At 34.1% G+C, this 12,606-nt stretch carries 12 protein-coding genes and 2 pseudogenes; 4 read left to right on the top strand and 10 right to left on the bottom strand.

What is annotated here, in order from left to right:
* Nucleotides 1–37: 37 nt before the first annotated feature.
* On the bottom strand, nucleotides 38–859 hold the full coding sequence (locus ON07_RS02460) for an endonuclease I family protein (RefSeq protein ID WP_155807116.1): 822 nt from the start codon (nucleotides 857–859) through the stop codon (nucleotides 38–40).
* Nucleotides 825–2,036, bottom strand: coding sequence for an RsmB/NOP family class I SAM-dependent RNA methyltransferase (locus ON07_RS02455; protein ID WP_010227916.1), 1,212 nt, complete (start codon nucleotides 2,034–2,036; stop codon nucleotides 825–827). Before ON07_RS02455 ends, ON07_RS02460 begins: the two co-directional genes overlap by 35 nt.
* Nucleotides 2,037–2,109: 73 nt before the next feature.
* Between ON07_RS02455 and ON07_RS02450 the strand changes: the two genes are divergently transcribed.
* A complete protein-coding gene (locus ON07_RS02450) occupies nucleotides 2,110–3,153 on the top strand; it encodes a WD40/YVTN/BNR-like repeat-containing protein (RefSeq protein ID WP_010227913.1) in 1,044 nt (347 codons plus the stop codon).
* Between the two features lie 72 nt (nucleotides 3,154–3,225).
* Here the strand turns inward: ON07_RS02450 and ON07_RS02445 are convergent, their stop codons facing one another.
* From ON07_RS02445 to ON07_RS15805, 8 genes and pseudogenes are all read right to left on the bottom strand, one after another.
* A complete protein-coding gene (locus tag ON07_RS02445; protein WP_010227911.1) occupies nucleotides 3,226–3,678 on the bottom strand; it encodes a hypothetical protein in 453 nt (150 codons plus the stop codon).
* Between the two features lie 3 nt (nucleotides 3,679–3,681).
* Entirely contained in the window at nucleotides 3,682–4,197 is a 516-nt protein-coding gene (locus ON07_RS02440; RefSeq protein ID WP_010227909.1) for a hypothetical protein, read from the bottom strand.
* Between the two features lie 38 nt (nucleotides 4,198–4,235).
* Nucleotides 4,236–4,781: an RNA polymerase sigma factor gene (locus ON07_RS02435; protein WP_010227907.1), complete on the bottom strand. Its 546-nt coding sequence runs from the start codon at nucleotides 4,779–4,781 to the stop codon at nucleotides 4,236–4,238.
* Nucleotides 4,782–5,163: 382 nt separating this feature from the next.
* Nucleotides 5,164–6,987, bottom strand: coding sequence for an ABC transporter ATP-binding protein (locus tag ON07_RS02430; RefSeq protein ID WP_010227906.1), 1,824 nt, complete (start codon nucleotides 6,985–6,987; stop codon nucleotides 5,164–5,166).
* A 9-nt stretch (nucleotides 6,988–6,996) separates the two neighbouring features.
* On the bottom strand, nucleotides 6,997–8,727 hold the full coding sequence (locus ON07_RS02425) for a phospho-sugar mutase (RefSeq protein WP_010227904.1): 1,731 nt from the start codon (nucleotides 8,725–8,727) through the stop codon (nucleotides 6,997–6,999).
* 46 nt (nucleotides 8,728–8,773) lie between these two features.
* Nucleotides 8,774–9,732 (bottom strand): annotated as a pseudogene (locus ON07_RS14260) (glycosyltransferase family 2 protein).
* A gap of 15 nt (nucleotides 9,733–9,747) precedes the next feature.
* Nucleotides 9,748–10,014 carry a DUF4199 domain-containing protein gene (locus ON07_RS15810; RefSeq protein WP_237708839.1) on the bottom strand — a complete coding sequence of 89 codons (267 nt, stop codon included), beginning with the start codon at nucleotides 10,012–10,014 and terminating at the stop codon, nucleotides 9,748–9,750.
* Nucleotides 10,015–10,049: 35 nt separating this feature from the next.
* Nucleotides 10,050–10,277 carry a hypothetical protein gene (locus tag ON07_RS15805; RefSeq protein ID WP_050915840.1) on the bottom strand — a complete coding sequence of 76 codons (228 nt, stop codon included), beginning with the start codon at nucleotides 10,275–10,277 and terminating at the stop codon, nucleotides 10,050–10,052.
* Between the two features lie 181 nt (nucleotides 10,278–10,458).
* Between ON07_RS15805 and ON07_RS02410 the strand changes: the two genes are divergently transcribed.
* From ON07_RS02410 to ON07_RS02400, 3 genes and pseudogenes are all read left to right on the top strand, one after another.
* Nucleotides 10,459–10,710 (top strand): type B 50S ribosomal protein L31, encoded by a 252-nt coding sequence (locus ON07_RS02410; RefSeq protein ID WP_010227900.1) that lies wholly within the window; start codon nucleotides 10,459–10,461, stop codon nucleotides 10,708–10,710.
* A 149-nt stretch (nucleotides 10,711–10,859) separates the two neighbouring features.
* Nucleotides 10,860–12,032 carry a GlmU family protein gene (locus tag ON07_RS02405; RefSeq protein ID WP_010227899.1) on the top strand — a complete coding sequence of 391 codons (1,173 nt, stop codon included), beginning with the start codon at nucleotides 10,860–10,862 and terminating at the stop codon, nucleotides 12,030–12,032.
* 95 nt (nucleotides 12,033–12,127) lie between these two features.
* A pseudogene (locus tag ON07_RS02400) lies at nucleotides 12,128–12,606 on the top strand (tRNA (N(6)-L-threonylcarbamoyladenosine(37)-C(2))-methylthiotransferase MtaB); the annotation flags it as partial.

Here is a 12,606-nt window from a genome sequence, read left to right as displayed (position 1 = left end):
ATTAAATTGTGTAGAAAGGAATGAAATTAATGAATACTTACCACCTGTTTTTAGCCGCGGGATTCCCCCAGATTAGTGAAGCTAAATACGGGTTGTCTATAAATGGATTTCGATTTCCCTGAGCTTTAAAAATAATCTCATTCCGCTGAATTTCAATTGCAGAAACTGGATCCTGCGCATTCCACTTTAGAAATAACGTTAGATTTCCTACAGATTCAAAATCCTCGTTATATCTTAAATTTAAATAAAAGATCATTCGGGAAATATCTCCAACCCACTCATCTCCGGGATACCAAGAATTATTTGAGATCAATTTATGTTTTCCACTTCCGGCGGTAAAGGGATAGTTTTTTCGTTGCTCATTAATTTTGATAGCTGCGGTTCGCAAATGATGAAGATCTGCTTCAGCAGTATTTTCAATAAAAGAACGGGGATACACATGTTCCGTATTAAAGGTTTGAGGCCGGTGTTTATTGCTGGAAGAATAAAACTCACTTTTATCGCGACTTTCTCCTGAGTAAATCAATAAAACATTTTTAGAATTAGAGGGGTCTTCATCTGCTTTATACAAATAGCGATGCCTTTCGTAATATTCCAAAAATCGAGAGTGCTTGGCAATCGTAGTAATTGCCAAACTTTCTTTTAGATCTTCTCCTTGAAGATTAAAATCCACATCTTTATAATAGGAAGTAAGTTCAGTCGGAATATTTAATTCTTCAATATTCTCAACTAAAATTTCCGAGTTTTTATTTTCAGATTTACATCCAATAAGTATTAGGAAGAATAAAACAATATATAGAATCCTAATTCTCACTATAAACATCCTAGTTTTTCTGAAGAAGTGCCATATAGAATCCATCGTATCCGGATTCTGAGGATAATAATTTTTTATCTTTTACCAATTTGAAATCTTTTCCATGTTCACTGGCAAGAAACTTTTCTACTTGTTCCTGATTTTCTGAAGGTAAAATAGAGCAGGTAGCATATACCAACTTCCCACCATCCTTAATAATTCTAGAATAGGTACTTAAGATTTCAGCTTGCGTTCGTTTAATATTCTCAATAAACTCCGGCTGTAGTTTCCATTTAGCATCCGGGTTTCTGCTTAGAACTCCTAATCCGCTACAGGGCGCATCAATAAGAACGCGATCTGCAGTTCCATATAGTTTTTTAATAACCTTAGTAGATTCTATTGCTCTAGGATCTATGTTGTGAGCATGAGCTCGTTTTGCTCTCCTTTTTAGCTCCTTTAATTTTTTCTCATAAATATCAGTTGCTATAATTTGTCCTTTATTTTCCATTAAAGCTGCAATATGAAGGGTTTTTCCACCTGCACCAGCACAAGTATCTACCACTCTCATCCCTGGTTTAACGTCTAAAAATTCTGCTACTAATTGAGAATTTGCATCCTGTACTTCAAAAAATCCCTTTTTAAATGCTTCAGTTTTAAAAACATTGGCACGTTCCTCCAGTTGTAGTGCATAAGGATACCCCTTTACAGGTTCTGCTTTAATCCCTTCATCATTTAAAACACTTCTTAAGTTATCTCTAGTAGTATTTAAAGTGTTTACTCTAAGGACAACAGGAGCTTGTTCATTTAATGCGTGGATCTCTTTTTCCCAAACCTTTTCGCCTAATTCCTTTACACCTAATTCATCCATCCAATCTGGAATAGATTCTTTGTACTTTCTTATCTTACTAAGCTCATCAAACCTTCCTTTGATCTTTCTACTTGGCACTGGCTCAATTTGTTTCCAGTCTGGTAATGTTACACCACGTAAAGTGGCCCAAACAGCAAATACTCTGAATAAGTTTTCTCTGGAATAAGGTGCTTTTACTTCAGCAATTTCAGTATATAGACGTTTCCAGCGTACAATTTCGTAAACAGTTTCTGCAATAAAACTTCGATCTCGGGAACCCCAACGCTTATCACGTTTTAATGTTTTTTCAATAACCTTGTCGGCATAATTTCCTTCATTGAAGATATCTGATAATGCATCGATGGTTGCAAATACTAAATTTCGGTGTAAGCGCATAGTTTATTTTTAAGGTGGCAAAGGTACTCAAATTTGACGCCGATTATTTTATATTTGAATCAAATTCTTATAGATGAAATTATACTACTTGTTTAGCCTGCTATTGATTATTGGATGTAACTCTGAAGAAAATAAAATTGAACCATCGTATTTTACTTCTGTTGAAGTGGAAAATATTCTCGAAGATTCTCTTAGTATTCGGGCTATAGAATTAATGGGAGAGGATTTAGCATTTGCGGCAAATAATGGAACTTATGGAATGTACAATTCACAAAATAAATCATGGAAATCAAATATTCAGGAATATGATACACTTGTTCCCGAGTTTCGTGCTATTGCTAGTACAAATTCAGATTTCTTCATGTTAAGTGTTGGAAATCCTGCCTTATTGTATAAGACGGGTGATTCCGGTAAAATGGAATTGGTATACAAAGAAGAGAATGAAAAAGTGTTTTATGATGCAATATCATTTTGGAACGATGAAGAAGGGATCGCTATGGGAGATCCAGTAGATACTTGTCTTTCCATAATTTTAACCAGAGATGGAGGGAAGTCTTGGAATAAGATTTCCTGCGAGAATTTACCAGCTGCTGCAGAAGGTGAAGCCGCTTTTGCTGCCAGCAACTCCAATATTGCTATTCAAGGCAATAAGACCTGGATCTTATCTGGAGGAAAGAAATCACGTATATTTTTCTCCCCAGATAAAGGAAAAACTTGGGAAGTGTTTGATACTCCGATTATCCAAGGAACTGCCACGCAAGGAGGTTATAGTCTGGATTTTTTCGATGATAACAATGGATTCATTATTGGAGGAGATTATACAAAGCCGGACGAAAACCAAGCAAATAAAGCAGTTACTAAGGATGGTGGTAAAACCTGGGAATTGGTTGCAGCAGGGCAGGAGCCGGGATATAAAAGCAGCGTGAGATATGTACCGGGTAAAAATGGAGAGGAATTAGTTGCGGTAGGTTTTACAGGTCTATCTTATTCTAATGATGCCGGGAAAAGTTGGAAGAAGTTGTCTGAAGATGGATTTTATACAATTCGTTTTCTAAATGATTCTATCGCCTATGCTGCAGGAAAGAATAGGATTTCTAGATTGAAATTTAAGAAATAGAGCTAAAAGCGAAAATCCGGATCGCGAGATCCGGAAGTTCTAACTAACCAACCAAAAACTTATTTATAGTATTTAATTTTTCTTGCGTTCCGCATCTTTGCGGTCTCTATATTCTTTCCAAAGCTTTTTATTGAAATCTGATTCCAACTTCTGAAGCCTAATTATTTCTTTCGCTGAAATTATTTTTTTAAGATCTGAAAACAACGTTTTTTTAATCTGATATTCTTCGTTTTCAATATTCTGATATTCCCTTATCAATTTTTCAGCTTCTTGCTCAGAAAGTGATTCTATGTTTTCAATTTCATCATGCTCTCTTCTGCGTAGATCCATTTTTTGACACTCATATCTATTGTAGATAGGCCAAAATTTTTGAGCCAATTCTGGATCCATATTCATTTCCTGAGTTATAAAAGCCACTTTCATAGCTTTTATTTGCTCTCTATGCTCTTCTTTATCTCTACTGTTCTGAGCTTGAATTCCGTAAAAGGAAATAAAGAGTATAACAAGTAGTGTGATTTTCTTCATAATTTATTCTATTATTAACCCTGAGTCTTCAACATTTTCACTTAAATAATCGAAAACTGCTTGTTCATTAAAACTGTAAGAATTAAGGTCATCCATTAAAATTCCTTCTTCATAAATAAGATTCGAAATATCGCTATAATTCAAATCCAGATCCTCTTCATCAATATATTGTTCTATCGCAGCGTAATCCAAATTGTTTAATTCAGAATTATCTGGTGCTTCTAATAAGACTGTGCTAAATACCACTAAGAAGATAGCGGCAATTGCTGAAGCATAATAAAGCTGTTTTTTAGAGAACAAGCCAATTATTTTTCCACGATTATTTTCTGCGTCCAGTTTAGCCTGAATAGTGTCCTCTAAAGTATTAAAATAGCCTGTAGGTACTTGAAATCCAGATTTACTCTCCTTATCCTTGGAAGAAGATATTTCCAGTTTTTCAAATAAATTAGTTTCAAAATCCTCCATATAGTTATCAGGGATTTTAAAACCGGACTCATTTTTATATTTCTCTAAATTCATTTTCATTTAATTCTTAGACTCTTATTATATAGCAAGGTTTAATCCATTTTTAAATAATCCTCAATTTTTTTTGCTGCAATATGGTAGGATGCTTTAAGTGCGCCTTCACTTGTGCCCAAAATAGCAGCGATCTCGCGGTATTTTAGTTCCTGAAAATATTTCATATTAAACACTAATTGTTGTTTTTCAGGCAGCGTTGCAATAGCTTTTTGAAGTTTAAGCTGAATTTCATCACCTTCAAAATAAACATCACTTTCTAATTTTTCGATTAAATTATTCTGAAGCTCTTCTGAACTTAACTGAATTCGCTTCGCCTTATTATTAAGAAATGTAAGCGATTCATTTGTTGCAATGCGATACATCCAAGAATAAAGTTGACTTTCCCCCTTAAAATTATGGATATTCTTAAAGATCTTAATAAATGTATTCTGAAGGATATCATCTGAATCTTCATGATCTTTAACCATGTTCCTAATATGCCAATACAAGCGCTCTTTGTATAGCGTTACCAATTCCCCAAATGCATTTTTGAGCGTTTTAGGGTTTTGAAGCCTTTTTAGTAATATATCTTCCTCTAATTTCAAGAATTTATTTTATCTAACATGAATATATACAAAAAAAGCATGGCTTAAAACGTTGAGAAACTCCATAATTGTAGGAATTTTGTAAGAATAAGTGTTAAAATCAACGATTAAATACATTATTTTTGGTTTAAATACATTTTTTGTTTGGAGAATCTATTTATTCTTATATCTTTGAAGTGTTAATATTATTTAATCTTTTTTTGCCCCAAAGATTACAAATTGAATTAAACCTAAGTTTTCATTTCCCCAAGATGAAAACATTTTAAAAAAAAAGGATGAACCTACTTCATCCTTTTTTTTTATTCCTAATCGTATTTTTCACACGTCAAGTTTTTTTAAAAATAAATAATAAATCTCTTCCAGTATTTAAGCTAAACGTAAATTATTCGAAAGATTGCATTTCTACTAATTTCTTGTATACTCCGTTTTTAAGCAGTAACTCATTATGCTTTCCTTGTTCTACGATCTCGCCTTTTTGCATCACCACAATAAGATCTGCATTTTGAATGGTAGAAAGCCTATGGGCAATCACAATAGAGGTTCTATTGCGCATCATATTTTCCAATGCTTTCTGAACCAGTTTTTCACTCTCTGTATCTAAAGCCGATGTTGCCTCATCCAAGATCATAATAGGAGGATTTTTTAGAACGGCTCTGGCAATCGATAAACGTTGTTTTTGCCCACCACTTAGTTTGTTCCCACTATCCCCAATATTGGTATCGAGCACCTTTGGAAGGTCTTTTACAAACTCCCAAGCATTAGCTATTTTTAAAGCCTCTATAATTTCTTCTTCTGTTGCATTCGTTTTACCTAGCGCAATATTGTCTCTTATGGAATCATTAAATAAAATAGAATCCTGGGTTACTAATCCCATGAGATCTCGTAATGATCTTTTTGTGATCTCGCGGATATCTACTCCATCTACTTTTATGGTTCCCGAGTTAACATCATAAAACCGGGTAACTAGATTTGCAATCGTAGATTTTCCACTCCCAGATTGTCCAACTAGAGCTACGGTGCTGCCTTTTGGTACATTCAAGCTGAAATTCTTCAAAACCAACTCATCTTCGTATTTAAAATCTATATTTTCAATTTGAATAGTAGATTTAAAATCGGTTGCAATAATTGCATTTTTAGCGTCTACAATAGTTGAAGGGGTTTCTAAAACATCAATAATCCTTTCCGCAGCTGCATTTCCTTTTTTAACAGAATAGGTCGCTTTAGAGATTTGTTTTGCAGGAGTTAAGATATTATAAGCTAAACCTAAAAAAGCTATAAAAGCAGCTGCATCTAAAGTGCCATCTATTAAAACCATATTCCCTCCAAACCAAAGAATAATTACAATTACAAAAATCCCAAGAAATTCACTTGTGGGTGAAGCTAGGTTTTGTCGATTTATAAGACTGTTCAGGATTTTATTCAGTCTATTGGTAGAACCTTCGAATTTTTCTTGGAACTTATCTTCAGCATTAAAGCCTTTAACAATTTTCAAACTAGATAAGGTTTCTTCTACAATAGACAAGAAATTTCCGTTTTCTTCCTGCGCTCTTAAAGACTGACTTTTTAATCTTTTACCGATTAAGGAAATAATGAAGCCGGAGATAGGAAGAAAAATAAATACGAAAATGGTAAGTTTCGCACTTATCATTAACATAGCAATTATAGTGAAGATAATTGTAAGTGGCTCTCTAACTATAAGTTCGAGGATGGAAAGAAAGGAAGTTTGCACTTCATTCACATCGGCAGTAATTCTGGAAATTATATCTCCTTTTTTCTTTTCAGAAAAGTAAGAGATTGGTAAATGAAGAATCTTATGATAAACGGCGTTTCTTACATCTCGAAGCACACCATTTCTCAAAAAAGTAATAAAAAATGCTGCTAAGTATCCAAAGAGATTTTTTAAGAAAAATAGCAAAACCACAATTCCGCATATAAATATCAAAGCTGAAACTTCATCTTCGATCACTTTTTGTGTAACCTGGTAATTGAAATAGTCTATTATAAAGTCCTTAGCGCTAGCTATTCCTTCATAATTTGGTTTTACAGCAACTCTTTTACTTTTATCAAATAAAATATCAATAACTGGAATAAGAGCGATAAACGAAAGCGTACTGAAAAGTGCATAGAAAATATTACAAACAATATTTAAAATCGCGAACTGCTTATAGGGCCTCGCATATTCTAAGATCTTTCTAAAATAGGTCATTCTTAATTTTTAGTCTACCTGAAGCGCTGCTCTAATTCCGGTAATTTTTTGTTGTAATAATTGTTGTACTCTGTCAAAATCTGAAGAAGATTTCAATTCTTCATTAACGCTGATGTAAAATTTAATTTTAGGCTCCGTACCGCTTGGTCTGGCAGCGATTTTTGATCCTTCTTCTGTATAATAGATTAAAACATTGGATTTTGGAAGGTCTATCGCAGTCTCCGAATGATCCTGCATGTTTTTAGAAATCGAAGCTTGGTAATCTTCTATTAAAACCACTTTTTCACCATTGATCTCTTTTAGAGGATTCTCTCTAAGAGCTACCATCATTTGTTTTATCTGTAATTCTCCTTCAATCCCTTTTTTTACAAGAGAAATCAATTCTTCTTGATAAAACCCAAATTCTTTGTAAAGTTCTATTAACTGCTTGTAAAAAGAACTTCCATTTTCTTTCATCTGGGCAGCGATCTCACATGCAAGTAGGGTAGCAGTGGTTGCGTCTTTATCACGCACAAATTCGCCAACCATAAATCCGAAACTCTCTTCACCACCGCCTACAAAATCCATTTCCGGATGATCTTTGATCATTTTAGCGATCCATTTAAAACCGGTTAGTACCTCAAAATAATGAGCGCCATAAGACTGTGTGACATCTCTAAGCATCGGGGTAGAAACTATCGTAGAAGCAACAAAAGAATCTTTGTTTAAATCTCCCCTTTTTTTCCATTGCTCTAATAAGAACCACGTCATTACTACCATGGTCTGGTTTCCATTAAGTAGTAATAATTCATCATTTAGATTACGAACCGCAATTCCTAAACGATCTCCATCAGGATCTGTACCTATTACAATATCTGCATTCTCTTTTTCAGCGAGCTCCATAGCCATCTTCAAGGCCTCCGGTTCTTCTGGATTTGGAGATTTAACTGTTGGGAAGTTAGCATTTGGTGCTGCTTGTTCTTCAACTAAAAAAACATTGTTGTAACCAGCTTTCTTTAAAACTTGAGGTGTAGCCGTAGAAGAGGCTCCGTGCAAAGAAGTGAAAACCACTTTGAGATTGTTTTTTGCTGAAGGAGAAGTACCAAAACTTCCATTTTTTACAGAAGCAGTTTGAAAAGCTTCATCTACTTCGTTATCTATTAATTGAATTAATTCTGGATTCGATTTAAAATTGATTTCAGAATAATTCAGAGAATCTATTTCTTTAATAATATGAGCATCTTGTGGTGGAACTAATTGCCCACCGTCTTGCCAATAAACTTTATAGCCATTGTATTCAGGAGGATTATGACTCGCGGTTAGCACGATTCCGCAGTGACAATCTAAATGTTTTACCGCAAAAGATAATTCTGGAGTTGGCCTTAATTCAGAAAAAAGAAAGACTTTAATTCCGTTTGCTGAAAATATATCTGCAACTATTTGAGCAAATTCTTTACTATTATTTCTACAGTCGTAGGCAATAACAGTGCGTATTTCTTCTCCTTTAAATTCTCTTTTAAGGTAGTTTGAAAGCCCTTGTGTGTTTTTTCCTAAGGTATATTTATTAATCCTATTTGGGCCAGCACCCATTACTCCCCGCATTCCTCCGGTACCAAAAGCAGCATTTTTATAAAAACTCTCTTCTAGTTCTTTAGGATCGTTGTTAATTAGGTGATTTACTTGTGCGTGAGTCTCTGCATCAAAAGTATCGGAAAGCCAAAGTTTCGCTTTAGAGAGTATATCGGATTTAATTTGAGTCATGTGATCAAAAATTTTGAACAAAAATAAGGATTAATGCGGAAAGAGATTATTGGATTCCGGTAGTTTTGCTTATTAAATACCTCTCCGTATCGCGCCTGCTTCTTAAAATAAGTTCTCCTAAAAAACCTGCAAGGAAAAACTGAGTTCCTATTACCATTAATATGAGTGAGATGTAAAACCAGGGGTTTTGAGTTACCAATATATTTGGTAGCCCATGATATAATTTATAAAGTTTCGAGACCCCTATCCAGCAGCCGCCGAAAACCCAAAGAAAAACATCAGCACTCCAAGCGCTCCAAAAAGATGCATGGGTCTTTTTCCAAATTTAGATAAGAACCAAATACTTATAAGGTCTAGAAAACCGTTAATAAAGCGATCCATCCCAAATTTTGTCTTCCCGTATTTTCTGGCCTGATGTTGAACTTCCTTTTCTGTAATATTACTAAATCCTGCATTTTTAGCTAAAACAGGAATATATCTGTGCATTTCTCCATACACATCTATGTTCTTTACAACTTCTTTTTTGTAAGCTTTTAATCCGCAGTTAAAGTCATGGAGTTTAACACCTGATGTTTTTCTAGCAGCAGCATTAAAGAGTTTAGAAGGCAGATTTTTGCTGAGAACAGAATCGTATCGTTTCTTTTTCCAACCCGAAACTAAATCGAAATGTTCTTTTTGAATGAGGTTATAAAGTTCCGGAATTTCCTCTGGATTATCCTGAAGATCGGCATCCATAGTAATAATTACGTCTCCTTGAGCTTCTAAAAAACCGGCGTGTAGCGCTTGAGATTTTCCATAATTCCGGTTGAACTTGATTCCTTTTACATTAGAGTCCTGAACCGATAGGTGAGAAATAGTTTTCCAGGAAGCATCGGTGCTTCCGTCGTCTATAAAAATAATTTCATAAGAATAGGAATTGGATTGCATCACCGATACAATCCAATTATATAATTCTTTTAAAGATTCTTCCTCATTTAATAGAGGAATAACTATAGATAGTTGCATTCAAATTTGTTTAGACTATCCTTGCATAGGATTTTTATTCTTCATGATTAATCCTACAATTAAAGAGATGATTAATCCGAAAAATAAGTTTCCGATTAATGAAAAAGCTACCACAATTAATGGAGAGCTAAATTTGGCAGTCATTTCTTCGGCCGCATTTAATTGAGATTCGGTCATGTCTGGTTGTGCCTCTATCATTTTTTCGCGATTAACTTCCATCATCTGACTCATGTAATCTGGTTCAATATAATTCATAAGTACAAAAGACCAAACAGCCGCGATAATTCCTCCAATAACTGCTACACCTATTCCTACCTTTAAAGCCTCTCCGAGCTCAAAAATCCGCCATTTTCAGTTTTAAATGCTTTAATAGCCATTGTTATAATGGCGATTAAAATTAAAAATCCAATAACAGTGTATATAATACTTGGGTCTAAATATACATTAGTAACATACATTATTACTCCAAAAATAACTGATACGATTCCTAATAATAGACCGTAGTTAAGCACAAATTTTTTAGCTGTAGCTTGTTGATTTTCCATAAAATTAAGATTGAAAGATTAGTTTTGTGGTTAGTTAACAAATATACTAATTCGTTACAAACATTAATATTTTATGTTTTGTGAACATCCTTGAAAAAATAACGTGGATATAGTTTGATATTTATTAAAAATGATTAAATTTGCCACTCGAAAAACGAACACCATTTTAAAGAATATATAGATGAAGCAGGGAATCCATCCGGAAAATTATAGATTAGTAGCATTTAAAGACATGTCTAACGATGAAGTCTTTCTTACTAAATCTACCGCGAACACTAAAGAAACTATTGAAGTTGAAGGAACTGAGTATCCATTGATCAAGTTGGAAATCTCAAGAACATCACACCCATTTTATACTGGTAAATCTAAATTATTGGATACAGCAGGTAGAATTGATAAATTCAAGAACAAATACGCTAAATTCAAGAAATAATTCTTGTTTAGTGACGCTCTAAAGCCTTCAGAAATGAAGGCTTTTTTTTATGGAATGTCATTTCTTAAACATATTAAGAGTAAACATACCTAATCAAGCAATTTTAATAATGTAATTTCATTAGTATTTTAGCGCTCAAATTATAGGATATGAATTATATACTTTTTGATGGTTCTTCTAGAAACCAACTTTTGCCTTTTACCTTTACACGGCCGGTCGCAGATATTAGAATTGGGATTCTAAGCATTCGTGAAAAATGGGAGAAATTGTTAGGAACAACCACATCTACAGTAACCGAGGATTATTTGGCTAACAAATGGCCAATGGTAGAACTGGAAAAGAATGTGATGATAAATGCTTCTTTTTTACCCACACCAGAGCTATTGTTTCAAGTGGAAAACTTAGGAGAAAATGAGGCAATCTTTTTTGAGGAAGATATAGTAGCATTTTATGCTCTTGAGGATCAAGAAGTAGATTTTTCAACTTATTTGGCATTAGAATTAGAAGGTGATCCTTTTCAGATTGCTCATACTTGGGATATTTTCTCTAGAAATGCGGAAGCTATTGCTGCAGATTTCGAACTTTTAACCCGCGATCGAGAATCTCAACCAATTCCAGTTTCCAATAATGTGATTCATCCAGAAAATATTTTCATAGAAGAAGGAGCAACAGTAGAATTTGCATCATTGAATGCTTCTGCTGGGCCTATTTATATAGGAGCAGATTCAGAAATAATGGAAGGGAGTTTGGTTCGAGGGCCATTTGCACTTTGTGAGCACGCTACTTTAAAATTAGGGGCTAAGGTGTATGGGCCAACTACTATTGGTCCGCACTCCAAAGTTGGTGGAGAAGTAAATAATGTGGTGATATTTGGTTATTCAAATAAAGGGCATGACGGATTTTTAGGGAATTCTGTATTGGGGGAGTGGTGTAATCTTGGTGCAGACACTAATAACTCCAATCTTAAAAATAATTATGCTGAAGTCCGACTTTGGGATTATGAAACTGAAGGATTTGCTAAAACAGGATTGCAGTTTTGTGGACTTATGATGGGAGATCATAGCAAATGTGGAATCAATACCATGTTTAATACAGGTACCGTTGTTGGAGTGAGTTCAAATATTTTTGGCAGCGGATTTCCACGTAATTTTATACCGAGTTTTAGTTGGGGTGGAAGCGCTGGTATGACAACCTATAAAACATCTAAAGCTTTTGAAGTAGCAGAAATAGTGATGCAACGTAGAGGAATTGAATTTTCTGAAGATGATAAGGAAATCCTAGAGCACGTATTTGAGGAAACTAAAAAGTGGAGAAGGGATTAAATGTTTAATTCTCATTACCTATACATTTTATCAACCCGAGTTTAGTTGGTATATTTGCAATTCCTTTTTTGTAGGAGAATTTAAAGAATAAAACAATGGCTAATCTTCAAAAAGTAGCTTTTTATACCTTGGGTTGTAAGCTTAATTTTTCTGAAACTAGTACGATCGCTCGTTCCTTTAAAAATGAAGGTTTCAAGCGTGTGGAATTTTCAGAAGAAGCTGATATTTATGTGATTAATACCTGTTCTGTTACCGAAAATGCCGATAAAAGATTTAAATCTATAGTGAAGCAAGCTCAAAAAGCAAATGAAGATGCTTTTGTAATTGCAATTGGTTGTTATGCGCAATTAAAACCTGAAGAATTAGCAGATGTAAATGGAGTAGATCTCGTTCTTGGAGCGACCGAAAAATTTAAAATTACCGATTATCTTAACGATCTAACAAAACAAGAATTTGCTGAAATTCATTCTTGTGAAATAGCAGATGCCGATTTCTACGAAAGTGCATATTCATTTGGAGATAGAACAAGGGCCTTTTTAAAAGTGCAGGATGGATGTGATTATAAATGTACTTA

The sequence above is a fragment of the Gillisia marina genome (assembly GCF_000258765.1).
Classification (GTDB): Bacteria; Bacteroidota; Bacteroidia; order Flavobacteriales; family Flavobacteriaceae; genus Gillisia; species Gillisia marina.
This window is presented reverse-complemented; position numbering and strand designations above follow the sequence as displayed.

Bases quoted from the DNA above. Each gene is read 5' to 3' on its own strand.
- ON07_RS02455 (WP_010227916.1), bottom strand. From the start codon at position 2,036: ATGCGCTTACACCGAAATTTAGTATTTGCAACCATCGATGCATTATCA.
- ON07_RS02440 (WP_010227909.1), bottom strand. From the start codon at position 4,197: ATGAATTTAGAGAAATATAAAAATGAGTCCGGTTTTAAAATCCCTGAT.
- ON07_RS02425 (WP_010227904.1), bottom strand. From the start codon at position 8,727: ATGACTCAAATTAAATCCGATATACTCTCTAAAGCGAAACTTTGGCTT.
- ON07_RS02410 (WP_010227900.1), top strand. From the start codon at position 10,459: ATGAAGCAGGGAATCCATCCGGAAAATTATAGATTAGTAGCATTTAAA.
- ON07_RS02450 (WP_010227913.1), top strand. From the start codon at position 2,110: ATGAAATTATACTACTTGTTTAGCCTGCTATTGATTATTGGATGTAAC.
- ON07_RS15805 (WP_050915840.1), bottom strand. From the start codon at position 10,277: ATGGAAAATCAACAAGCTACAGCTAAAAAATTTGTGCTTAACTACGGT.
- ON07_RS02460 (WP_155807116.1), bottom strand. From the start codon at position 859: ATGGATTCTATATGGCACTTCTTCAGAAAAACTAGGATGTTTATAGTG.
- ON07_RS02430 (WP_010227906.1), bottom strand. From the start codon at position 6,987: ATGACCTATTTTAGAAAGATCTTAGAATATGCGAGGCCCTATAAGCAG.
- ON07_RS02405 (WP_010227899.1), top strand. From the start codon at position 10,860: ATGAATTATATACTTTTTGATGGTTCTTCTAGAAACCAACTTTTGCCT.
- ON07_RS02445 (WP_010227911.1), bottom strand. From the start codon at position 3,678: ATGAAGAAAATCACACTACTTGTTATACTCTTTATTTCCTTTTACGGA.